Source organism: Nocardioides alkalitolerans, assembly GCA_038184435.1.
Classification (GTDB): Bacteria; Actinomycetota; Actinomycetes; order Propionibacteriales; family Nocardioidaceae; genus Nocardioides; species Nocardioides alkalitolerans_A.
Genome location: CP116227.1, coordinates 444,700 through 466,885, shown reverse-complemented (window position 1 = coordinate 466,885; position 22,186 = coordinate 444,700). Strand labels below are relative to the sequence as shown.

Here is a 22,186-nt window from a genome sequence, read left to right as displayed (position 1 = left end):
AGTCCGACCAGCCTAGGCCGTGGGAGCAGGACTGTCGGTGCCGTTCCCTAGCGTCCCGCGCCATGAGGCACCAGCACACCCGCCCCGCCACACCGCGCCCCGCTCCGGGGCCGGGGCCGCAGCCCGGTCCGCGCCCCACGGGGCGACCGCGGGGCGAGTCCTCCCGCTGGGAGGAGCAGCGCGGGTTCGACGAGCTGGGGCGCCTGCTGCGTGACGTCACCTTCTGCGTCGTCGACCTCGAGACGACCGGCGGCTCCCCGGCCGCAGGCTCGAAGATCACCGAGGTCGGGGCGGTCAAGGTGCGCGGCGGCGAGATCCTCGGCGAGTTCCAGACCCTGGTGAACCCCCACGAGGAGATCCCGGCCTTCATCACCGTGCTGACCGGCATCACGACCGCGATGGTCGTCGACGCCCCGACGATCGACACGGTGCTGCCCTCGTTCCTCGAGTTCGCCCAGGGCTGCGTGCTCGTCGCCCACAACGCGCCCTTCGACGTGGGGTTCCTCCAGCACTTCGCGCGCGAGCAGCAGCGGCCGTGGCCCGCGTTCGAGGTGCTCGACACCGCCCGCCTCGCCCGTCGCGTCGTGACGCGGGACGAGACGCCGAACTGCAAGCTCGGCTCGCTCGCGCAGCTGTTCGGCGCCACGACGACCCCCGACCACCGGGCGTTGCACGACGCGCGGGCGACGGTCGACGTGCTGCACGGCCTCATCGGTCGCCTCGGCGGGCTGGGCGTCCACACCCTGGAGGAGCTGCAGGCCTTCAGCTCGAAGGTGACCACGGCGCAGCGCCGCAAGCGCCACCTGGCGGAGGGCCTCCCCCACGCCCCGGGGGTCTACCTGTTCGTCGACGCCGCGGACCGGGTGCTCTATGTGGGCACCTCCAAGGACCTGCGCACCCGGGTGCGGTCCTACTTCACGGCCTCCGAGACCCGCTCGCGGATGGGCGAGATGATCCAGATCGCCGAGCGGGTGCGCACGATCGAGTGCGCGACGCCGTTGGAGGCGCGGGTGCGGGAGCTGCGCCTCATCGCGGAGCACAAGCCGCGCTACAACCGCCGCTCGAGGTTCCCCGAGAAGACCCACTTCGTGAAGCTCACCGACGAGCCCTGGCCGCGCCTCTCCCTGGTGACGCGGGTGCTCGACGACGGGGCGACCTACCTCGGTCCGTTCGGCTCCCGACGCGGCGCCGAGGCCACCGTGGTCGCGCTCCACGAGACCTACCCGCTGCGCCAGTGCTCCGGACGGATGGCCCGGGTCCCGAACGGCACGGCGTGCGCCCTCGCGGAGATGGGGCGCTGCCTGTCGCCGTGCGACGGGAGCGTGTCCCCGGAGGAGTACGACGCGGTGGTCGGCGCCACCCGCGCCGCCCTCGTCGCCGACCCCACCGAGGTGGTCGAGCGGCTGGGTGCCCGGATGACGACGTTCGCGGAGCAGGAGCGCTTCGAGGAGGCCGGCCTCCACCGCGACCGCCTCGTGGCGCTGGTCCGCGCGGCGGCCCGCACCCAGCGCCTGGTGGCGCTCACCCGGCTGCCCGAGCTCGTGGCCGTGCACCGCGGCGAGGACGGTCGCTGGGCCGTCCACGTCGTGCGGCACGGACGGCTGGCGGCGGCGGGCGTGATCCCGCCGGGCCACGACGCGCAGGCCTACGTCGCGACCCTCCGGGCCGGCGCCGAGACCGTGCGCCCGGCCCCGGGTCCGGTCCCGGCGGCCAGCGCGGAGGAGACCGAGGCCGTCCTGACGTGGCTCGAGCAGCCCGGGGTGCGGCTCGTCGACGTCGACGGCGCCTGGACCTGCCCCGTGGCGGGCGCCGCGCGCCACCTCTGGATCGGCGAGGCGCAGCACCAGGCCCGCGCCGCGGCGGCCCCGTTCGACGACCGGCGCCCCCTCGGCACCCACCACCGCCCGGTGCGCTGAGCGCCTCGGCCGGGCCACTGGAAGTGTGCGCTTGGTACGGCCCGGGGCGGACCGGCGACGTACCAACATCCCAGTTCCCAACGCCCGCGGCGGCGGGCGGCTCCGGCCCACCCCGGACGTCATGCGCTCCGGTGCCCGGGGCGACCGCGACGCATGACGTCCGCAGCGGCCGCGCCTCCGGCGAGCGTCGCCACCGGTGACGTCACGCCCTAGGCTCTCGACCGTGATCACCGCCATCGTGTTCGTCAATGCCGAGGTCGACCGCATCCCGGAGGTCGCCGAGTCGATCGCCGCGCTCGAGGGGGTCAGCGAGGTCTACTCGGTCACGGGCCAGATCGACCTCATCGCCCTCGTCAGGGTGCGCCAGCACGACGACATCGCCTCCGTCGTCGCCGACCGGCTCAACAAGGTCGAGGGCGTCCTGGCGACCGAGACGCACATCGCCTTCCGGGCCTACTCGCGCCACGACCTCGAGTCGGCGTTCTCGCTCGGTCTCGACTGACGGCGGGCAAGCCCCTCACCCGAAGTGATGCACCTCACGTCACGCTTCGGTTAAGGGGCCCGGTGGCCGATCGGGGCCTTCGTACGATCGCGACTGTGACCCTGATCATCGACCACTGGCCGCCCCTCGTGGGGCTGCTGGCAGTCGCGTCGGCGGTCATCGTGCTGTGGACCACCCGTGCCAAGCGCTCGGCGTCCGCGACAGCACCGTCGGCACCGGCGCGGGTCCGCAGCTTCACGGTGCTGGCCGTCGGCTCGGACGACGCCTACCTCAACCACGTGCTCCGCACCCACGACGTCGACATCCACGAGCACCAGCCCGACTTCGCGTGGTACCCCACCCGCACCGACCTGCAGGCCTACCTGGTGCAGGAGGGCGACCAGACCGTCGGCGTGGTCGTCCTGCGGACCGCCGGCGACGTGGCGCACGTCGAGCTGGACTGGGTCACGCCCGGGTTCCGCGACTGCGCCGCGGGCGAGTACGTCTGGCTCCGCAGCGACATCCTCCGCAACCGCGGCATCCGCCGGGTGATCACCCCGGCGAACATGAAGGACCCCTACTACGCGCGGCTCGGCTTCCGCCGCCTCGGCGAGTCGTACGCGCTCGACCTCCCCGCGACGCTGCCCGCTCCGGTCGTGCCGCCGCCGGCCGCCGAGCCCGCTGCCTGACCGGGCCCACCGGACCCGCCGGCACCTGCCGGAGCCGCCCGTGCCGACCGTCAGGCGGCCGAGGCCTCCACCCACTTGGCCAGTGTGGCCTCCGCGGCACCGGAGTCGATGGCGTCCGCCGCCCGCCGTACGCCGCGGGACAGCTGCTCCGCGACCGGCAGGGCGGCCGCCGCCGGGTCGTCGAGGCCGTGGACGGCGAGGGCGGCACCGGCGTTGAGGAGCACCGCGTCGCGCACGGGCCCCCGGTCGCCGGCGAGCAGGCGGCGGACGACCGCGGCGTTGTAGGAGACGTCCCCGCCGCGCAGGTCCTCCGTCGTGGCGCGCGCGATCCCGAGGTCCCCGGGCTCGATGCGCTCCTCGGTGACCTCTCCCCCGCGGACGATCCACACCGAGGATGTCGTGGTCGTCGTCAGCTCGTCGAGACCGTCGTCGCCGCGGAAGACCCACGCGTCGACGCCGCGCCGCGCGAACACGCCCGCCATGACAGGGGCCATCGCGGGGTCGGCGCACCCGATCGCCTGCGCACCCGGCCGGGCCGGGTTCGTGAGGGGGCCGAGGAAGTTGAAGGTCGTGCCGATGCCGAGCTCGCGCCGGGCGACGGCGGCGTGCCGCATCGCGGGGTGGAACGCCGCCGCGAAGCAGAAGGTGATGCCGACCTCCTCGGCCAGCTCGCCGACGCGAGCGGCCGGCAGGTCCAGCCGCACCCCGAGCGCCTCCAGCACGTCGGCGCTGCCCGACTTCGACGACGCGGATCGGTTGCCGTGCTTGACCACCCGCGCGCCGGCGCCCGCAGCGACGATCGCGGACATCGAGGAGATGTTGACCGACATCGACCGGTCGCCGCCGGTGCCGACGACGTCGAGGAGACGTCCGGGGACGGTCAGCGGCGTACCGGCCGCGATCATGGCGTCCGCGAGGCCCGAGACCTCGTCGATCGACTCCCCCTTCGCGCGCAGGGCGACGGCGAAACCGGCCACCTGCGCCGGCGTGGCCTCACCGGCGAGGACCTCGCTCATCGCCCAGCCCGCCTGGGCGGGCGAGAGGTCACGACGCGCGACGAGCGCCGACAGCACCTCGGGCCACGACGACGCCGACGAGCCCGCCGACACCGACGAACCGGGCGCGCTCACCGCGCCGTCACCGCGGTCTCCGCACGCAGCAGCGAGACGACCGTCTCGGCGAGCAGCACGGGGTCGAGCGGGTGCGGCACGGCGGCCTCGGCGCGGGACCAGGTGGCGAGCCACGCGTCCTGCGGGCGGCCCGTGAGGACGACCACCGGCGGGCAGTCGTAGACCTCGTCCTTCAACTGCTTGGCGATCCCCATGCCGCCGGCGGGAACGGCCTCGCCGTCGAGGACCGCGAGGTCCACGTGGCCGCCGGCCATCTGCTCGCGGACGACCGGTTCGGTCGCCACCTCGACGTACCGCACCTCCGGCAGGTCCGGGTGGGGGCGACGGCCGAGAGCCAGCACGACCTGTTCCCGGGTGCGGACGTCGTCGCTGTAGACGAGGATCGTCAGCGGCTCCTCGGCGGTCGTCGCGGCAGCGGGCCGGTGCTCAGGGATCGCGCTCACCCGCGCGATGCTACCCGTCCCTGTGGGGAGCCTGATTTCAACGTAAATTCCGCGCCGCTACGCGGTCTACGACGCTGTGTCGGACTTTGTGGGGGCCCAGTGGTCACAACCCACCCGTCCTCGGGCCATAATGGCGCTCGTGGCGACAGCAACTGCAGCGATCCCGGCCTCCCGCCTGCGCGGGCAGCACGGCCGCCCCGACATGGTCAGCGTGGGCACGATCATCTGGCTCTCGAGCGAGCTGATGTTCTTCGCGGCGCTGTTCGCGGCCTACTTCACGATCCGTGCCGCGGAGGTGGACCTCTGGGCCACCGACACGCAGCACCTCAACGTCCCCTTCGCGCTCGCGAACACGACGATCCTGGTGCTCTCCTCGGTCACCTGCCAGATGGGCGTGTTCGCCATCGAGCGGCCGGCCGCGAAGGGTGGCCCCCGCGTGGCCCGCATCGGCAAGCTCCACCAGGTCGGCCTGTGGGGCATGCGCGAGTGGTTCATCCTCACCTACGTCATGGGCGCCATCTTCATGGCCGGCCAGGCGCTGGAGTACACGGAGCTCGTGCACGCGGGTCTGACGATGCAGAGCTCGGCCTACGGCTCGATGTTCTACCTGACGACCGGCTTCCACGGCCTCCACGTGACCGGCGGTCTGATCGCGTTCCTGCTCGTCCTGGGACGCACCTACATCGCGAAGCGGTTCACGCACGAGCAGGCCGTGTCCGCGATCGTCGTGTCCTACTACTGGCACTTCGTGGACGTCGTGTGGATCGGTCTGTTCGCGACCATCTACCTGATCATGTGACCCCCGGGTCGCCCCTCTTGCCCCCGACCTACCGCACGAGCAGTTTCGTCCGGACCTGAACAAGGGACATCACGTTGCGTTTCCTCAACCGATCTGCGGGCCGGCTCTCCCGCCACCGTCGCGGCCGCTTCGCCGGCCTCGCGGTCCTCCTGGTCGCCCTGCTCGTGACGGGCGGTGCCTACGCCGCCCTCGCCCCCGCCGGCCAGGCGGAGCAGTCGCAAGACAACGCCGAGCTCGTCGAGCAGGGCCGCGAGCTCTTCCTCGTCGGCTGCTCGACGTGCCACGGCCAGAACGGCGAGGGCGTCCTCGACGTCAACGGCAACCAGCTCGGCCCCTCGCTGCAGGGCGTCGGCGGCGCGGCCGTGGACTTCCAGGTCGGCACCGGCCGCATGCCGATGGTGCAGCCGGGCCAGCAGAACCCGCGCAAGAACGTCGCCTACAACGACGACGAGATCGCGGCGCTCGCCGCGTTCGTCCAGTCGCTGGCCCCGGGCCCGGACGTGCCGGCGGAGTCGGACTACGACACGAGCTACATCTACGACCTCCCCGAGGACGAGCGCGACGCGGCGATCAACCGCGGCCAGCAGATCTTCCTCACCAACTGCACCGCCTGCCACAACTTCAACGGCCGTGGCGGCGCCATGCCGCGCGGCGGTTACGCGCCCACGCTGCGCGGTGTGAGCGACAAGCACATCTACGAGGCCATGCTGACCGGCCCGTCGCAGATGGACGTGTTCTCGGACGGCAACATCCCGCCGGAGAACAAGCGTGAGGTCATCGCCTTCCTGGAGACGCTGCAGGAGCAGCCCCAGCAGGGCGGCTTCAGCCTCGGTGGCCTCGGCCCCGTGGGCGAGGGCCTCTACGTCTTTGTCGTCGGCATCGGCGGCCTCGTCGGATTCGCCGTGTGGATCGCGGCGCACACGACCCGCACCAAGAAGGGCAAGGAGACGGCGTGAGCGACCAGAGCAACCTCCCCGCCACCGGCGACGGAGCGGGACACTCGCGGGTCCCGGAGCCCCTGGAGGACCAGGGCGTCGCACCCGGTCTGCCGGCCCACGTCTGGCGTCCGACGGACGTCGACCCCAAGGCCGAGAAGCGCGCCGAGCGCCAGGTGGCCACGCTCTTCGTCTTCTCGATGATCTGCGCCGTCCTCTTCGTCGTCGCCTACTTCAGCTTCGAGATCGGTCGCGAGATCGACACGTTCCTCGGCTTCGGCGCGTCGAACCTGTTCCTGGGCCTCACGCTCGGCCTGGGCATGCTGGCCATCGGCGTCGGCGTCATCCAGTGGGCCCGCAAGCTCATGAGCGACGTCGAGATCGCCGAGCTCCGCCACCCGGCCGCCTCGAGCGAGGAGGACCGGGAGACGACCCTCAAGGCGCTCACCGCGGGCCTCGAGGAGTCCGGCATCGGCCGTCGTCCGCTCATCCGCAACACGCTGCTCGGCGCGCTCGCCTTCGCGGGCGTCCCGCTCATCGTGGCCCTGCGTGACCTGGGCCCCCGCAACATGAGCGCCAGCCGGCTCGAGAAGACCTTCTGGATGGAGGGCATGTACATCGTCCGCGATGTGCTCGGCACGCGGATCAACCGTGCCGACCTCGAGATCGGCGACCTGCTCAACGGCGAGCCCGAGGGCCTCGTCCCCAACTCGGAGGGTCACCTCCCGGCGCCGATCGGTCCGGACGGCCAGGAGCTGCGCCCCGCGCTCGACCACGAGCAGCTGCTCATCGAGAAGGTCAAGTCCGCCGTCATCGTCCTCCGCATGTCGCCCGGCGACATCGTCCGCAACCCGGACCGTGAGAACTGGGACGTCGACGGCATCGTCTGCTACTCCAAGATCTGCACGCACGTCGGTTGCCCCATCGCACTGAACGAGCAGCAGACCCACCACCTGCTGTGCCCCTGCCACCAGTCCACGTTCGACCTCGCCGACTCCGGCAAGGTCGTCTTCGGACCGGCCGGGCACGCCCTCCCGCAGATGCACCTCGCTGCTGACGACGAGGGTTTCCTCTACGCGATGGGCGACTTCGACGAGCCCGTCGGTCCGAGCTACTGGGAGCGTGGCTGACCATGAGCACGACGTCCAAGGTTGCCGACACCAACGGCGGCACCGCTGCACGCAGCGGCAAGCCGTCGAAGGTGGGTGCAGCCGCCAACTGGGCCGACGAGCGTCTCGGCCTGGCCGGCCTGGCCAAGAAGAACCTCCGCAAGGTCTTCCCCGACCACTGGTCCTTCATGCTGGGCGAGATCGCCCTGTGGAGCTTCGTGGTCCTCCTCGTCACGGGCATCTTCCTGACGTTCTGGTTCAACCCGAGCATGACCGAGATCGAGTACCAGGGCTCCTACGCCCCGCTGCGCGGCTCGTACATCTCCGAGGCCTTCAACTCCTCGCTGCACATCTCGTTCGACGTGCGCGGTGGCCTGCTGCTCCGCCAGATGCACCACTGGGCGGCGCACCTGTTCATCGGGTCGATGCTCATCCACATGATGCGCGTCTTCCTGACGGGCGCCTACCGCAAGCCCCGCGAGATCAACTGGGTCATCGGCGTCCTGCTGCTGACGCTCGGCACGCTCGAGGGCTTCACCGGCTACTCGCTCCCCGACGACCTGCTCTCCGGCACGGGCGTCCGCGCGGCCGACGGCTTCGTGAAGTCGATCCCCGTGGTCGGCACCTACGGCTCGTTCCTGCTCTTCGGTGACGAGTTCCCGGGTCACTCGATCATCCCGCGGCTCTACATCATCCACGTGCTGCTGATCCCCGGCCTGATCCTCGGTCTGATCGCCGCCCACATGCTGCTGCTCGTCTACCACAAGCACACGCAGTGGCCCGGCCCCGGCCGCACGGAGCAGAACGTCGTCGGCTTCCCGATGCTGCCGGTGTACGCCGCGAAGGCGGGTGGCTTCTTCTTCATCGTCTTCGGTGCCACCGCGCTGATGGGCGGCCTGATGACCATCAACCCGATCTGGATGTACGGGCCCTACGACCCGACGAAGGTGACCGCAGGATCCCAGCCCGACTGGTACATGGGCTGGCCCGACGGACTCCTCCGCATCATCCCGGGCTGGACCGAGGTCAGCTTCTGGGGCGTCACCCTCGCGCTGCCGGTGTTCCTCACCGTCATCATGGTGCCGACGCTGATCATCATCTTCCTGATCCTCTACCCCTTCATCGACAACTGGATCACGGGTGACAAGCGGGAGCACCACCTGCTCCAGCGTCCGCGCGACACCCCTGCGCGCACCGGCCTCATGGCGGCGCTCGTGACGTTCTACGTCCTCGCGCTCTTCGCGGGCGGCAACGACATCATCGCGATCAGGTTGGACCTCTCGATCAACCAGATCACCTACTTCCTGCGTGGCGCGATCTTCCTCGGGCCGATCCTGGCCTTCTGGATCACGAAGCGCTGGTGCATCTCGCTCCAGCGTCACGCCAAGGAGCAGGCGCTGCACGGCTACGAGACGGGCATCATCGAGCGGTCGCCGGACGGCGCCTACTCGGAGCGGCACCTGCCGCTGCCCGACGCCAAGCAGGCGCTGATCGTCGAGCGCGAGCGCGACCAGCTGCTCGAGCTCGACCCCGCGGTCGACAAGAACGGCGTGGAGCGTCCGCACAACCGCAAGGAGCGGCTGCGCCTGGCCCTCAACCGGTTCTGGTTCGCCGACAACCTGCAGCCCCCCACGGCTGCGGAGCTCGAGGCGGCGCACCACCACCACGACGGGCACGACGGCCACGAGCTCGAGGCCGGCTCGCACGACGACGACCGCGACGCGCTGGTCAAGGGACACTGAGGGCGGCCGGCCTCCGGGCCGGCTGACCTCCACCCCATGGTGACGTCCACCTCCGCACGGGCGCCCGGATCCGACGAGGATCCGGGCGCCCGTCGGCGTTCGCCGACGACGCTGCTCGACGCCCTCCCGTGGTGGCTGCCCCCGCTGACGCTGGTGCTGCTGACCCGGCTGGTCGACGCCTGGATGCTCGTGCGGATCGGGGCCGACCAGGTCGCCCTGGAGGTGGGCCAGGGCTTCTACCTCGTGGAGCCCGTCCCCGCCGATCCCGGGTACTTCGACCTCGTCACCAACTGGGACGGGCAGTGGTACCGCACCATCGCCGAGCAGGGCTACCCCACCGAGCTGCCCCGGTACGACGGCGAGGTCCAGCAGAACCCGTGGGCGTTCTTCCCCGCGCTGCCCGCCCTCGCGCGGCTCCTCATGACCCTCACGGGCGCCTCCTTCGGCGTCGCCGCCTCCACCGTGAGCCTCGTGGCGTCCACGCTGGCCCTGGTGCTGCTCTACCGCCTCCTGGCCCGCCACGGGGGCCGCTACGTGGCTCTGGTGACCACGACGGCCATCAGCGCCGCCCCGGCGGGCGCGATCCTCCAGACGTCGTACACGGAGGGTCTCAGCCTGCTGCTCATCGTCCTCATGCTCGACGCCCTGTCCCGACGTCGGTACGGCGCGGTGGCCGCCTGGGTGGTGCTGCTCGCCCTCACACGGCCGGTGGTGCTCGCCCTCGTGCCGGTCCTGCTCGTCCACGGCTGGTGGCGGTGGCGCGCGGAGGGCCCCCTCCCCCACCGCGACCTCCTCCGCCTCATCGGCCACGTGGTCCTGACGGGTCTGTCGTTCGGGCTCTGGCCCCTCGTCGCGGCCGTGGTCACCGGGGAGCCGAACGCCTACCTGCTCACCCAGGGCGCCTGGGTGCTGACCGAGGAGCGCAGCTGGCAGACCTGGCTGGGCCAGCTCCTCGGCGTCACGGGGGCGACGCTCGCCGCCGACGTCGCCGTCGTCGTGCTGCTCGTGCTCGCCATCGTGCTGCAGCCGGCGGCGCGGGTGTGGACGCCCGAGCTGCGCGCGTGGGCCGTCTCCTACGGGGCGTTCCTGCTCGTGACGGCGCGGCCCACCCCCAGCATCACGCGCTACGCGCTCCTGCTGCTTGTCGTCTGGTGGCCGTTCCCGACACTGGGCCGCCGGTGGCACCGCGCCGGGCAGGCGGCCGTGCTCGGCGCGGTGCTCGTCGTCGGCCTGCTGCTCCAGCACGCGTGGCTGGAGTCGTCGTTCCTGCTCACGATGCGTCGCACCGCCTACCCGTGAGCCAGCGCTGACGCGAGAGGCCCTAGAGCGCCGAGCCCTCGGCGTACGCCTCCGGGGTGGCGTTCCAGTCACCCCACCCGTTCTCGAGGGTCATCTGCCGGTCGGTCCCGGTGACCTCCACGACGTCGCCGCGCCGGGAGTTCTCGAACACCCAGCGAGCGTCCTCCGTCGCCATGCCCACGCACCCGTGGCTCACGTTGGCCACGCCCTGGGAGCCCGCGGACCACGGCGCGGCGTGCAGGAACTCGCCGGAGGTGGTGACGCGCAGCGCGTACTGGACGTCGGCGATGTTGTAGTAGTCCGGGTCCCCCGGCTCGATGCCGGTGGTGGCCGCGTCCATGGTCTTCTCGCGGAACTTCTCCATGATGACCTTGACGCCCGACCGGGTCTCAAAGCCCGGCTTGCCGGCGCTGATCGGCATGGTGCGCGCCGTCGCGCCGTCGACCTCCGAGGTCATGGTGTGCGTCGTCGCGTCGACGCGGTGGATGACCGAGCGCCCGACGGTGAACGCGACCTGGCGGCTCTCCTGGCCGTAGACACCGCCGCCCGCGGGGAGGCTCTTCACGTCGACGTCGACCGTCACCGCGGTGCCGGGCTGCCAGTACTCCCGCGGCCGCCAGCGGACCTCGTGGTCGTCGAACCAGTGCCAGGAACCCTCCTGCGCCGGCTCGCTGGTGACCCGCATGTGCTGCTCGAACGTCGCGTGGTCCGTCACCGCGACGTCGAAACGCACGACGACGGGCATCCCGACGCCCACCTCCTCGTCCGCCAGGGGGGCGATCGACGGGTAGGTGAGCTGGTCGAGGGGGAGGTCGACGGTCGCGAAGGACCGCTCGGCCGACGTGTCGCCACCGTCACCGGTGGCCTCCACGGTCAGCGTGTACGTCGCGCCCGGGTCGAGGAGGCTGCCGGCGGCCCAGCTGATGCCGCCCTCGCGCATCTCGCCCGCCACCTCGGCGCCGTCGGCCGTGACGAGCGCTACCGTCGTCAGGGTGCCGTTCTGCGCCTCGACCTGCACCTGGGTGTCGACGGCGACCGGCTCGTCGCCCTCGGGCAGGTTGGTCACGATCGTGACCGGGTCCGCCCCGCCGCCGTTCGCGGCGCCGCCGCCCCCGCCGCGGGACCCGCTCGTGCCGTCCTCGTCACGGCTGCACGCGGCCACGGACCCGCCCAGTGCGGCCGCCACCCCGCCGGCGCCGACCACGCGCACCAGTCCCCGGCGGGTGAACCGCCAGCCGTCCGAGCCGGTCGTGAGGTCGTTCGAGGCCATGCGCTGCGTCCTTCCCGAGTGCTGCTGGGTGTCGCCGGGTCCCCTCCGGAACCGCGAAAGCGCCCGTCGGAACGAGTCCGACGAGCGCTTCCAGCGTAACCCCGCCACCTGTGCGGGACCTGATCAGTGGGCGTGCACCCCGCGGTAGTACTCGAACACCCAGCCCGACAGGGTCAGGATGCCGAAGGCGCACCCGATCATGAAGAGCCACCAGCCGAAGATGACGCCGAGCACCAGGACGCCGAACACCATGGCGTTCCAGAGCGGCCACCACGAGTAGGGCGGGAAGAACCCGAGCTCGCCCGCGCCGTCGGCGATCTCGCCGTCCTTGCGGTCCTCGGGACGCTCGTCGAGCTTGCGGGCCTGGAACCCGAGGTACCAGGTCACCATGGCCGCGAGCAGCGTGGTCATGACGAGCGCGGAGGTGCCCGTCCAGTCGCCACCCTCGTCGCTGGCGTCGGTGACGAACCAGTACGCCGGCGTGACCAGCACCAGGAAGACGGTCGTGATCAGGAAGATCCAGACCTCGGAGCGGAGCGCCTTCACTTGTCCTTGCCCTTCGTGTCGTCGGCGTGGTCGACGTCGGCGCCGCGCGAGCGCAGGTGCTCCTCGCGACCCTCCATGTCCGGAGCGTCGGCCACACGGCCGTGACGCTCCGCCGAGTTCTGTGCGAGCTCGAGGGCGGCGATCTCCGGGTGGTGGAGGTCGAACGCCGGCGACTCCGAGCGGATGCGCGGGATCGAGTGGAAGTTGTGACGCGGCGGCGGCGAGGACGTGGCCCACTCCAGCGAGCGGCCCCAGCCCCACGGGTCGTCCACCTCGACCTTCGGACCCTTCGCCGACACGTACACGTTGTAGAAGAACGGCAGCATCGAGGCCGACAGGATGAAGGCACCGACCGTCGAGATCTGGTTGAGCAGCGTGAAACCGTCACCCTCGAGGTAGTCGGCGTAGCGCCGCGGCATGCCCTCGACGCCGAGCCAGTGCTGCACGAGGAACGTCGTGTGGAAGCCGACGAACAGCAGCCAGAAGTGCACCTTGCCGAGACGCTCGTCGAGCATCTTGCCGGTCATCTTCGGCCACCAGAAGTAGAAGCCGGCGAACATCGCGAACACCACGGTGCCGAACACCACGTAGTGGAAGTGCGCCACCACGAAGTAGGAGTCCGAGACGTGGAAGTCGAGCGGCGGGCTGGCCAGGAGGACACCCGTCAGACCACCGAAGAGGAAGGTCGTGAGGAAGCCGATCGACCAGAGCATCGGGTTGTCGAACGAGATGGACCCGCCCCACATCGTGCCGATCCAGTTGAAGAACTTCACGCCTGTCGGCACCGCGATCAAGAACGTCATGCCGGAGAAGAAGGGCAGGTTCACCGCACCCGTCACGAACATGTGGTGAGCCCACACGGCGACGGACAGGATCGCGATGCCCAGCGTGGCGCCGACGAGACCGACGTAGCCGAAGATCGGCTTGCGGCTGAACACCGGGAGGATCTCCGTCACGATGCCGAAGAACGGCAGCGCGATGATGTAGACCTCCGGGTGGCCGAAGAACCAGAACAGGTGCTGCCACAGGATCGGCCCGCCGTGGGACGCGTCGAACACGTGGGTGCCGATGGTCCTGTCGGCCTCGAGCATGAGCAGCGCGCCGGCCAGGATCGGGAACGCGATGAGCACGAGCAGGCTCGTGATGAGCGTGTTCCAGACGAACAGCGGCATCCGGAACATCGTCATGCCGGGCGCGCGCATGCAGATGATCGTGGTGATGAAGTTGACCGCACCGAGGATCGTGCCGAGACCGGCCATGTAGAGACCCATGATCCACAGGTCGCCACCGACGCCGGGGCTGCGCACCTCGTTGGAGAGCGGGGTGTAGGCGAACCAGCCGAAGCTGGCCGCGCCCTCGCGGGTGAAGAAGCCGCTCGCGGCGATGATGCCGCCGAACAGGAACAGCCAGTAGCTGAACATGTTGAGGCGCGGGAACGCCACGTCGGGCGCGCCGATCTGCAGCGGCATGATGACGTTCGAGAACCCGAAGAACAGGGGCGTCGCGAACAGCAGCAGCATGATCGTGCCGTGCATCGTGAACATCTGGTTGTAGACCTCGTCGTTCACGACCTGCTGGCCGGGGAACGCGAGCTCGGACCGGATGACCAGCGCCATGACGCCGCCGATGCAGAACCAGGCGAACGAGGTGACGAGGTACATCTTGCCGATGAGCTTGTGGTCGGTCGTCGTCAGGAGCTTGACGACCATCTCGCCGAGCGGCTTGCGTCCGGGGACGAGCGTCTCGGACGGCTCCGACGGCTGGCTCGCCGCCGGTGCAGGAACAGTGGCGGTCACTCGGAGCCTCCGTTGTCGTCGTTGTGCAGACCACGCGTGGTGCGGGCGTCCTCGCCGCCGACCAGCGGGCCGTTCGCGGAGACGTCACCGTTGTCGGCGAGCTCCTCGACGTACGCGTCGTACTCCTCCGGGGAGACGACCTCGACGTTGAACAGCATGCGGGAGTGGTAGACGCCGCAGAGCTCGGTGCACTTGCCGGCGAACGTGCCCTCCTCGGTGGGCGTCACCTGGAAGTGGTTGAGGCGCCCGGGGACGACGTCCATCTTCATGAGGAAGCCGGGGATCCAGAAGCCGTGGATCACGTCGGGCGAGTGCAGGTTGAACCGCACCGTCTCGCCGACGGGGAGCACGAGGGTCGGGATCTGCGAGGCGGTGCCCACAAGGTACGCGTACTCGGAGCTCTCGACCTCCTCACGGTCCCCGCCACCGACGCCGTCGGTCGGGTAGTTGAAGGTCCACGACCACTGCTGGCCGACGATCTCCAGCGTCAGGTCGGGCTCGGAGTCGTCCAGCACGGTGTTCTGCACCTGCACCGTGTGGAAGAAGAAGACGATCACCATCATGACCGGGGCGATCGTGTAGAAGATCTCCAGCGGCAGGTTGTAGCGCGTCTGCACCGGGACCTCGTCCGCGCTGCGGCGGCGGTAGCGCACGACGACCCAGAAGATCAGGCCCCACACGAGGATGCCGGTGGCCAGGGCGGCGACCCACGACCAGATCCAGAGGTCGGCGATGTGAGGCGCCTCCTCGGTGGCCTGACCAGGCAGGCCGAAGTGCTTCAGCTGGTACTGCGTCTCCTCCGAGCAACCGCTCAGGAGGACGAGGGCAGCGCCCAGGGACGCGGCCAGCGCGACGCGTCGGGGCGCGCTCGCGGCGCTACGCCGAACGGCACCGGCGCCGGACCGGGAGAGTTGCAGACCCACGAACGAGCCTCTCTTTCGAGATGATCACACGACGGACGTGACTTTATCTGAATGTAGCCCTCAGGTCGCGCACAGGGTGGCCTCATCTACTACGCGATGTCGTCGATCCCGCGTCCCGCCTGCGGATACGGTCCTCAGGTGACCTCAGGACCCCCCGCCGCGCCCCCTCCGCCGCCGTGGACCGACCTCGACAGCGCGTCCGCGCGACCGCTCCACCCGGCCGCCCGCGAGGCGCTCCTGCTGGCCCACGAGCACGGCTACGCCGACCCGCGCCGGCTGCACCACGCCGGTCGCCGCGCGCGGCAGCTGCTCGACAACGCCCGCGAGGTCGTGGCGGCCTCCCTCGGCGCGCGGCCGGACGAGATCACCTTCACGGGGTCGGGCACCGAGGCGGTGCACCGAGGCCTGCTCGGGCTGGCCCGCGGCCGGCGGCGCGCGGGCGGCGTGGTCGCCCACACGGCCGTCGAGCACTCCGCGGTGCTGCACGCGGCGGACTTCTCGGCCGCGGAGCACGGCACCACGACCCGCGTCGTCGACGTCGACCCGCGCGGCCGCGTGGACCTGGACGCCGTGGCCGCGGCCCTCGCCCCCCGCGACGTCGCGCTGCTCGCCGTGCAGAGCGCCAACCACGAGGTCGGCACCCGCCAGCCGCTCGCCGACGTCGCGCGCCTCGCCGCGGCGTACGGCGACGTCCCCCTCCTCGTCGACGCCTGCGCGTCCGTCGGCTGGGAGCCGCTGCCGACGGCCTGGTCGGTCGCCGCGGCGTCGGCCCACAAGTGGGGCGGTCCGCCCGGCGTCGGCGTGCTGGCCGTCCGGAAGGGCGCGCGCTGGCGCGACCCCTCCCCCGCCGACGACCGCGGCGACCGCCGTGCGCTCGGCTTCGAGGACGTGCCCGGCGCGTTCGCCGCCGCGGCGGCGCTCCAGGCCGTGCTGGCGGAGGCCGAGGAGGCCGGACGCCGGGCGGCGGCCCTCGTCGACCGCCTCCGCGCCGAGGTGCCGCGCCTCGTGCCGGACGTCGACGTCGTCGGCGACCCCGTCGACCGGCTGCCGCACCTGCTGACGTTCTCCTGCCTGTACGTCGAGGGCGAGGCCCTGGTGACCGCCCTGGACGGCGCCGGGTTCGGGATCGGCAGCGGGTCCGCCTGCACGGCCAGCACCCACGAGCCGTCCCACGTGCTGGCCGCGATGGGGGCGCTGACCCACGGCAACGTGCGGCTGTCGTTGCACCCGGGCACGAGCGACGACGACGTGGACCGGTTCCTCGGGGTGCTGCCCGGGATCGTCGCCCGCCTGCGGGCGGAGGTCGGCCTGTGAGCGCCGCCGCGTTCGGCGGTGCGCCCGGCGTCGCGGTCGACGCGGAGCTCGACTGCCGGGGGCTCCCCTGCCCCGCGCCCGTGCTCGCGCTCGCGAAGGCCGCCCGCGCCCGGGGGGACGAGGCGGCCGGCACGGTGCTGGCGGTGGTGGCCGAGGACCCCGCGGCGCGGGTCGACGTGCCGGCGTGGTGCCGGATGCGCGGGCACGCCTACCTAGGGGCGGACAGCGCCGACGACGGCGTCGCTCGCCACGTGGTGCGGCTCGGCGGCGCCGTCTGAGGAGCCCCGCAGTGCGGGGTCGCCGTCAGTCGCGGAACGTCTGCAGGTGCGCCGCGACGTCGGCGACGGCGTCCGCGCCGTACGCCGCCTCGAGGCGCTCCAGGAAGGCCGTGCGGCCGAGCACGTACTCCTGGGTGCCCACCTGCTCCACGACGTACACGGCGAGGAGGCACCCCAGCTGGGCGGCGCGCTCCTGGTCGAGGCCCCAGCTGAGCGCGGCGAGGAACCCGGCCCGGAAGGCGTCGCCCACGCCGGTCGGCTCGACCTTGGCGATCTCGGGGACGGCCGGCACCACGACGGGCTCGGCGCCCTTCGTCTCGAGGCGGACGCCGTCGGGACCGAGCGTGACGACCCAGGTGCCCACGCGGTCGAGGACCTCCTCGTGGCTCCAGCCGGTCTTCGACTCGATGAGGGCGGCCTCGTACTCGTTGGAGAAGAGGATCGCCGCTCCGTCGATGAGGGGGCGGATCAGGTCGCCGTCACCGAACGCGAGCTGCTGCGAGGGGTCCGCGACGAACGCGTAGCCGCGCTGGCGGCACTCCTCGGTGTGGCGGACCATCGCGTCCGGGTCGTTCGGGCCGACCAGCACGAAGTCGACCGGGCCGACGCGGTCGACGATCGGCTTCAGCTCGATCTCGCGCGCCTCGCTCATCGCCCCTGCGTAGAAGGTCGCGAACTGGGCCATGGCGGCGTCGTTGGTGCAGACGAAGCGCGCGGTGTGGCGCGTCTCGGAGACGTGGACGGAGTCGCAGTCGACCCCGTGGCGCTCGAGCCAGGCGCGGTAGTCGACGAAGTCCTCGCCGACGGCGCCGACGAGCACCGGCCGCAGGCCGAGGTTGCCGAGACCGAAGGAGATGTTGGCCGCGCACCCGCCCCGCCGGACCTCGAGGTCGTCGACCAGGAACGAGACCGACAGCTTGTCCAGCTGGTCCACCACGAGCGAGTCCGAGAACTTGCCCGAGAAGGTCATCAGGTGGTCGGTGGCGATGGAGCCGGTGATGAGGAGCGACACGTCGGCCGACCCTACGCGACGCGCGCGAACACTACCGATCGGTACCCCTCGGCCTACCCGGCGGTAGTGCCTACCGTCGAGGTCATGAGCACCACGACCCCCACCGACCGGCTCGCGTACGACGACCACGCGGCCCCCGCCGACCTGCAGCGCGACTGCCGCGAGACGCGCGCCGCGCTCCGCTCGAGCGGCACGGATGCGATCGCCGCCGCTGCCCGCCGCCCGGCGCCGTCCCTCGACTGGGCCGACCAGCGGCGCGACCTCAAGCCGCAGATCGAGGTCAGCGAGGCGGCCGCCCGCATCGCCGCGGCTCTCTACCAGGACTGAGCGGCCCCACCGCCGCACGCGAACGGCCCCCGCCCTCCTCGCGGAGGACGGGGGCCGTTCGGCGTCAGCGGCGCGCGGCCGGACGACTCAGTGGAACGAGTCGCCGCAGGCGCAGGAGCCCGTCGCGTTCGGGTTGTCGATGGTGAAGCCCTGCTTCTCGATGGTGTCGACGAAGTCGATCTCCGCACCGTTGAGGTACGGCACGCTCATCCGGTCCACGACGACGGAGACGCCGTCGAAGTCGGTCACGATGTCGCCGTCGAGCGTGCGCTCGTCGAAGAAGAGCTGGTAGCGCAGGCCCGAGCAGCCGCCCGGCTGCACGGAGATGCGGAGCGCGAGGTCGTCGCGACCCTCCTGCTCCAGCAGGCTCTTGACCTTGCTCGCGGCCGTCGCGCTCAGGTTGATCTGGTCGGTGCGACGCTCGGTCGCCTGGGTGTCGACCTGCTCGGTCATGTGCGTTCTCCCTACGGGATCTCGACGATCGGTGGTGCTGCGGCGCGGTCCTCTGCGTCGTGCAACGTCATCAATGGTTGCACACCGGTGCCCTATTCCCGAGGTCGTGGGGGCACTTTATCCGGACCGCGGTCCGCTCGCGCGGCGTCAGCGTGACCAGGTCCGCGCGACGCGCTCCGTCGTGCGCACGAGCGCGTCGTACGCCGCCTCGACCGCCTCCGTCCGGCCCACCTCGTCGACGACGGAGTACGCCGCCTCCACCCCCAGCGCCCGCATCTCGCGGGTGCCGACGAGCACCTCACCGGCGACCACCACGCACGGGCGCACCGCGGCGGCCGCGAGGAGCGCGACGCCGTGCGGCACCGTCCCGGCGCGGCTGGCGAAGTCGAAGCGCCCCTCGCCCGTCACCACGAGGTCGGCCCGCCGGCAGCGCTCCGCCAGGCCCACGGCGTCCAGCACCAGCTCGGCCCCCGGCCGGTATCCGGCGCCCAGGAGCAGGGGGCCGAACCCCACGCCCCCGGCCGCCCCCGTTCCCTCCCGCAACGAGAGCCGACGGTCGGTCGCGTGCGCCCAGGCCTCGAGCGCGTGGTCGACCGCGAGCACGCCGTCGTCGCCGAGGCCGAGATCGGGCCCGAACGTCTTCGCGGCGCCGAACAGCCCGGTCAGGGTGCATGCGACGTCGACGGCCACGGTGACCGTCACCCCCTCGAGCAAGCGGCGGGGGGCGGTCAGGTCGACGTCCCGGACATCGGCCAGGGCGAGCGGGCCGGCCTCCAGCGGGGCGTCAGCGGTCGCCCCCAGCGCGGCGAGCAGACCGGCGCCGCCGTCCAGCACGGCCGAGCCGCCCAGGCCGACGACCACCCGTCGCGCCCCGGCGGCGACGGCGTGCCCCACGAGGTCCCCCACCCCGGCGGACGAGGCCGTCAGGACGCGGGCGGGGTCCGCCACCGCGTGGCCGCAGGCCTGCGCGGCCTCGACGTACGCCGCGGGGCCGCCCTCCTCCTCCACCACGAGCACCGCGCCGGGGACGGGCGCGCCGAACGGGTCGCGCGTCGTCACGCCGAGGAGCGATCCGCCGAGCGCGTGGTGGAGCACGTCGAGGAAGCCGGGACCGCCGTCGGCGACGGGGGCGAGGTCGACCTCGTCGTCCGGGGCGCGCCGACGCCACCCCTCCGCCATGGCGCGGGCCGCCTCCGCCGCGGTCAGCGTGCCGTCGAAGCGGTCGGGAGCCAGGAGCACGCGCACGGGTCCATCCTCACCCACGGCCGGAGCCACCCCTCTAGGATGGAGCCCGTGACGACCGTCGATCTCCCCCTGCTCCCCCTCGGCCGCGGCTCCGACCCGGCCACCGAGCCGGGCGTCGAGTGCCCCGGCGACCTCCCGCCGGCGTCCGACCCACACCTGGTCGAGCGCGCCCGCGCCGCGAAGGAGGCGTTGGGCGACAAGGTCTTCGTGCTGGGCCACCACTACCAGCGCGACGAGGTCATCCAGTTCGCGGACGTCACCGGCGACTCCTTCAAGCTGGCGCGCGACGCCGCGGGGCGCCCGGACGCGCCGTACATCGTCTTCTGCGGCGTGCACTTCATGGCCGAGTCGGCGGACATCCTGACGACGGACGCGCAGCAGGTCATCCTGCCCGACCTCGCGGCCGGGTGCTCGATGGCCGACATGGCGCTCATCGGACAGGTCGAGGACGCGTGGGACGCGCTCGTCGACGCGGGGATCGCGGACGACGTCGTGCCGATCACCTACATGAACTCCTCGGCCGACATCAAGGCCTTCTGCGGCCGCAACGGCGGCGCCGTGTGCACGTCCTCGAACGCCGACGTCGCGCTCGAGTGGGCCTTCGACCAGCGCCCCGAGGACACGGGCAAGGTGCTGTTCCTGCCCGACCAGCACCTCGGTCGCAACACCGCGGTGCTGCAGATGGGCATCGCGCTGGAGGAGTGCGTGGTCTGGAACCCGCACCGCCCCAACGGTGGCCTCACCGCCGATGAGCTCCGCAACGCCAAGATGATCCTGTGGAAGGGCCACTGCTCGGTCCACGGCCGGTTCTCCGCCGAGTCCGTCGACCAGCTGCGGGCGACCGTCCCCGGGGTGAACATCCTCGTGCACCCCGAGTGCCGCCACGAGGTGGTCACCCGCGCCGACCTCGTGGGCTCGACCGAGTTCATCATCCGCACCATCGAGGCGGCCGAGCCCGGTTCGTCGTGGGCGATCGGCACCGAGCTCAACCTGGTGAAGCGGCTCGCCGACGCCCACCCCGACAAGAACATCTCGTTCCTCGACCGCACGGTCTGCTACTGCTCGACGATGAACCGCATCGACCTGCCCCACCTCGTGTGGGCGCTGGAGTCGCTCGTGGCCGGGCAGGTCCCGAACGTCATCGCCGTCGACGCCGAGACGCAGGAGTGGGCGCGGGTCGCGCTGCAGCGGATGCTCGACCTCCCCGGCCGCACGGCCCGCTGACGCTCAGGCGTCGGGCAGCCAGACCCACGCCACGGCGCCGCCGCCCTCGCGCGGCTCGATCCCGATCCTGCCACCGTGGGCCTGCACGACCCGGCGGCAGGTCGCGAGACCGATGCCGGAGCCGTCGGCGCCCTCGTCGAGGCGCACCAGCGGCTCGAACACCCGCTCCGCGTCCGCCGCGTCGATCCCGCGACCGCGGTCGGCGACCTCGATGCGCCACCCCTCCCCCGACCGGCTGCCGGTGATGGTGATCTCGGCCGGCTGGCCGGGCCGGGTGAACTTGGCCGCGTTGGCGACGAGGTTCTGCAGCACCGCGCGGAGCTGCGTGGCGTCGCCGCAGACGGTGGGCAGGTCGCCCAGCGTGACGTCCGCGCCCCGGAGCGCTCCGGCCAGGTCAGCGAGGATCACGGGGACCTCGGCCGCCAGGTGGACGTCCTCCCGGCGGAGCGATCCCCCGACCCGGGCGAAGGCCAGCAGGTCCTCGATGAGCGCCTGCATGCGCTTCGTGCCGCGCAGGGCCCGCTCGACGGTGCTGGCCCCGGCCGGCACCTCCTCCTCGTCGAGCTCCTCCTGCAGCAGGTAGAGCGACATCGCGACGGTCGAGAGCGGGTTGCGGAGGTCGTGGCTGACCTGCCCGGCGAACGCGGCCAGGTGCTCGTTGGAGCGCACGAGCTCGTCGCGCATCTCCTCCATCCGCTCGAGCGAGTCATTGAGGGCCCGGGTGCGGCGCGAGAGCTCGAGGATGTCGACGATCCGCTCCGCCATCGTGCGGAGGGCCGTCTTCTGGTCCTCGTCGAGCTCGCGCGGCTCGGTGTCGAAGATGCAGAGCGTGCCGATCGCGAAGCCGTCCGGGGTCAGCAGCGGCTGCGCGGCGTAGAAGCGGACGTCACCGAGGGGGCCGCTCACGAACGGGTTGTCACGGTAGCGCTCGTCCTTGCTGGCGTCGGGGACCACGACCTGGCCGCCGATCGACAGCGAGATGGCGCACATCGAGTCCTCGCGACGGCAGACGGAGGCCTCGAAGCCGACCGCGGCCACCTGGTGCTGCTCGTGGGAGGTGATGACGTTGACGGTCGCCATGGGGACGCGCGCGACGTACGCGGCCATCTCCACGACCGCCTGGAGCTCCTTCGGAGGAGGGTCCGAGATGATGGCGTAGCTGGCGATCGCCTCGTCCACCCGCCGCAGCTGCTCCTGCGTCATGCCCGTTCCTCCCCGCGGCCCCAGCCGCATCCCGCCGACGTCACTGCCTCAC

General features: G+C 71.8%; 22 protein-coding genes. 12 read left to right on the top strand and 10 right to left on the bottom strand.

What is annotated here, in order from left to right:
- Positions 1-62: 62 nt before the first annotated feature.
- The 3 genes from PIR53_02280 (at position 63) to PIR53_02270 (ending at position 3,086) form a co-directional block, all read left to right on the top strand.
- Positions 63-1,916: a DEDD exonuclease domain-containing protein gene (locus PIR53_02280; protein ID WZH52832.1), complete on the top strand. Its 1,854-nt coding sequence runs from the start codon at positions 63-65 to the stop codon at positions 1,914-1,916.
- Between the two features lie 223 nt (positions 1,917-2,139).
- On the top strand, positions 2,140-2,418 hold the full coding sequence (locus PIR53_02275) for an Lrp/AsnC ligand binding domain-containing protein (protein ID WZH52831.1): 279 nt from the start codon (positions 2,140-2,142) through the stop codon (positions 2,416-2,418).
- A 95-nt stretch (positions 2,419-2,513) separates the two neighbouring features.
- On the top strand, positions 2,514-3,086 hold the full coding sequence (locus PIR53_02270; protein ID WZH52830.1) for a hypothetical protein: 573 nt from the start codon (positions 2,514-2,516) through the stop codon (positions 3,084-3,086).
- 50 nt (positions 3,087-3,136) lie between these two features.
- Here PIR53_02270 and trpD read toward each other — a convergent pair whose 3' ends face one another.
- Complete coding sequence (gene trpD / locus PIR53_02265) at positions 3,137-4,216, bottom strand: anthranilate phosphoribosyltransferase (GenBank protein ID WZH52829.1); 1,080 nt, start codon at positions 4,214-4,216, stop codon at positions 3,137-3,139.
- Positions 4,213-4,659 carry a hypothetical protein gene (locus tag PIR53_02260; GenBank protein ID WZH52828.1) on the bottom strand — a complete coding sequence of 149 codons (447 nt, stop codon included), beginning with the start codon at positions 4,657-4,659 and terminating at the stop codon, positions 4,213-4,215. The genes trpD and PIR53_02260 overlap by 4 nt, the downstream gene beginning before the upstream one ends.
- 211 nt (positions 4,660-4,870) lie before the next feature.
- On the opposite strand from PIR53_02260, the gene PIR53_02255 reads away from it, so the two are divergent.
- From PIR53_02255 to PIR53_02235, 5 genes are all read left to right on the top strand, one after another.
- Complete coding sequence (locus PIR53_02255) at positions 4,871-5,458, top strand: heme-copper oxidase subunit III (GenBank protein ID WZH54388.1); 588 nt, start codon at positions 4,871-4,873, stop codon at positions 5,456-5,458.
- 74 nt (positions 5,459-5,532) lie between these two features.
- Entirely contained in the window at positions 5,533-6,414 is an 882-nt protein-coding gene (locus PIR53_02250) for a cytochrome c (protein WZH52827.1), read from the top strand.
- A complete protein-coding gene (locus PIR53_02245) occupies positions 6,411-7,523 on the top strand; it encodes a Rieske 2Fe-2S domain-containing protein (protein ID WZH52826.1) in 1,113 nt (370 codons plus the stop codon). The genes PIR53_02250 and PIR53_02245 overlap by 4 nt, the downstream gene beginning before the upstream one ends.
- Positions 7,524-7,525: 2 nt before the next feature.
- Positions 7,526-9,244: a cytochrome bc complex cytochrome b subunit gene (locus PIR53_02240; GenBank protein ID WZH52825.1), complete on the top strand. Its 1,719-nt coding sequence runs from the start codon at positions 7,526-7,528 to the stop codon at positions 9,242-9,244.
- Between the two features lie 36 nt (positions 9,245-9,280).
- Entirely contained in the window at positions 9,281-10,543 is a 1,263-nt protein-coding gene (locus tag PIR53_02235) for a hypothetical protein (protein WZH52824.1), read from the top strand.
- Positions 10,544-10,565: 22 nt separating this feature from the next.
- Here PIR53_02235 and PIR53_02230 read toward each other — a convergent pair whose 3' ends face one another.
- The 4 genes from PIR53_02230 to coxB form a co-directional block, all read right to left on the bottom strand.
- Positions 10,566-11,813: an Ig-like domain-containing protein gene (locus PIR53_02230; protein WZH52823.1), complete on the bottom strand. Its 1,248-nt coding sequence runs from the start codon at positions 11,811-11,813 to the stop codon at positions 10,566-10,568.
- Between the two features lie 123 nt (positions 11,814-11,936).
- Positions 11,937-12,359, bottom strand: a complete 423-nt coding sequence (locus tag PIR53_02225) for a cytochrome c oxidase subunit 4 (protein WZH52822.1) — start codon at positions 12,357-12,359, stop codon at positions 11,937-11,939.
- Positions 12,356-14,068, bottom strand: coding sequence for a cytochrome c oxidase subunit I (gene ctaD, locus PIR53_02220; GenBank protein ID WZH54387.1), 1,713 nt, complete (start codon positions 14,066-14,068; stop codon positions 12,356-12,358). Before ctaD ends, PIR53_02225 begins: the two co-directional genes overlap by 4 nt.
- An 83-nt stretch (positions 14,069-14,151) precedes the next feature.
- Positions 14,152-15,078, bottom strand: coding sequence for a cytochrome c oxidase subunit II (gene coxB / locus PIR53_02215; protein ID WZH52821.1), 927 nt, complete (start codon positions 15,076-15,078; stop codon positions 14,152-14,154).
- A gap of 138 nt (positions 15,079-15,216) precedes the next feature.
- On the opposite strand from coxB, the gene PIR53_02210 reads away from it, so the two are divergent.
- The gene (locus tag PIR53_02210; GenBank protein ID WZH52820.1) at positions 15,217-16,392 is read left to right on the top strand and encodes an aminotransferase class V-fold PLP-dependent enzyme; all 1,176 of its coding nucleotides are present in this window, start codon (positions 15,217-15,219) and stop codon (positions 16,390-16,392) included.
- Positions 16,389-16,670, top strand: a complete 282-nt coding sequence (locus PIR53_02205; protein WZH52819.1) for a sulfurtransferase TusA family protein — start codon at positions 16,389-16,391, stop codon at positions 16,668-16,670. The genes PIR53_02210 and PIR53_02205 overlap by 4 nt, the downstream gene beginning before the upstream one ends.
- Positions 16,671-16,695: 25 nt before the next feature.
- Here PIR53_02205 and PIR53_02200 read toward each other — a convergent pair whose 3' ends face one another.
- Positions 16,696-17,682 (bottom strand): carbohydrate kinase family protein, encoded by a 987-nt coding sequence (locus PIR53_02200; protein ID WZH52818.1) that lies wholly within the window; start codon positions 17,680-17,682, stop codon positions 16,696-16,698.
- 84 nt (positions 17,683-17,766) lie between these two features.
- Between PIR53_02200 and PIR53_02195 the strand changes: the two genes are divergently transcribed.
- Positions 17,767-18,009 carry a hypothetical protein gene (locus tag PIR53_02195; protein WZH52817.1) on the top strand — a complete coding sequence of 81 codons (243 nt, stop codon included), beginning with the start codon at positions 17,767-17,769 and terminating at the stop codon, positions 18,007-18,009.
- 87 nt (positions 18,010-18,096) lie between these two features.
- On the opposite strand, the gene erpA is transcribed toward PIR53_02195, so the two are convergent.
- On the bottom strand, positions 18,097-18,462 hold the full coding sequence (gene erpA / locus PIR53_02190; protein WZH52816.1) for an iron-sulfur cluster insertion protein ErpA: 366 nt from the start codon (positions 18,460-18,462) through the stop codon (positions 18,097-18,099).
- A 147-nt stretch (positions 18,463-18,609) separates the two neighbouring features.
- Positions 18,610-19,707: a glycerate kinase gene (locus PIR53_02185; GenBank protein ID WZH52815.1), complete on the bottom strand. Its 1,098-nt coding sequence runs from the start codon at positions 19,705-19,707 to the stop codon at positions 18,610-18,612.
- Positions 19,708-19,746: 39 nt separating this feature from the next.
- On the opposite strand from PIR53_02185, the gene nadA reads away from it, so the two are divergent.
- Positions 19,747-20,931, top strand: a complete 1,185-nt coding sequence (gene nadA, locus PIR53_02180; protein WZH52814.1) for a quinolinate synthase NadA — start codon at positions 19,747-19,749, stop codon at positions 20,929-20,931.
- A 3-nt stretch (positions 20,932-20,934) separates the two neighbouring features.
- Here nadA and PIR53_02175 read toward each other — a convergent pair whose 3' ends face one another.
- A complete protein-coding gene (locus PIR53_02175; protein WZH52813.1) occupies positions 20,935-22,134 on the bottom strand; it encodes a GAF domain-containing sensor histidine kinase in 1,200 nt (399 codons plus the stop codon).
- Between the last annotated feature and the right edge of the window lie 52 nt (positions 22,135-22,186).

What these genes read in the sequence shown, in the direction of transcription:
- PIR53_02240 (WZH52825.1), top strand. Translation starts at nt 7,526, where the DNA reads ATGAGCACGACGTCCAAGGTTGCCGACACCAACGGCGGCACCGCTGCA.
- PIR53_02175 (WZH52813.1), bottom strand. Translation starts at nt 22,134, where the DNA reads ATGACGCAGGAGCAGCTGCGGCGGGTGGACGAGGCGATCGCCAGCTAC.
- PIR53_02280 (WZH52832.1), top strand. Translation starts at nt 63, where the DNA reads ATGAGGCACCAGCACACCCGCCCCGCCACACCGCGCCCCGCTCCGGGG.
- PIR53_02230 (WZH52823.1), bottom strand. Translation starts at nt 11,813, where the DNA reads ATGGCCTCGAACGACCTCACGACCGGCTCGGACGGCTGGCGGTTCACC.
- nadA (WZH52814.1), top strand. Translation starts at nt 19,747, where the DNA reads ATGGAGCCCGTGACGACCGTCGATCTCCCCCTGCTCCCCCTCGGCCGC.
- ctaD (WZH54387.1), bottom strand. Translation starts at nt 14,068, where the DNA reads ATGGTCGTCAAGCTCCTGACGACGACCGACCACAAGCTCATCGGCAAG.
- PIR53_02195 (WZH52817.1), top strand. Translation starts at nt 17,767, where the DNA reads ATGAGCACCACGACCCCCACCGACCGGCTCGCGTACGACGACCACGCG.
- erpA (WZH52816.1), bottom strand. Translation starts at nt 18,462, where the DNA reads ATGACCGAGCAGGTCGACACCCAGGCGACCGAGCGTCGCACCGACCAG.
- PIR53_02235 (WZH52824.1), top strand. Translation starts at nt 9,281, where the DNA reads ATGGTGACGTCCACCTCCGCACGGGCGCCCGGATCCGACGAGGATCCG.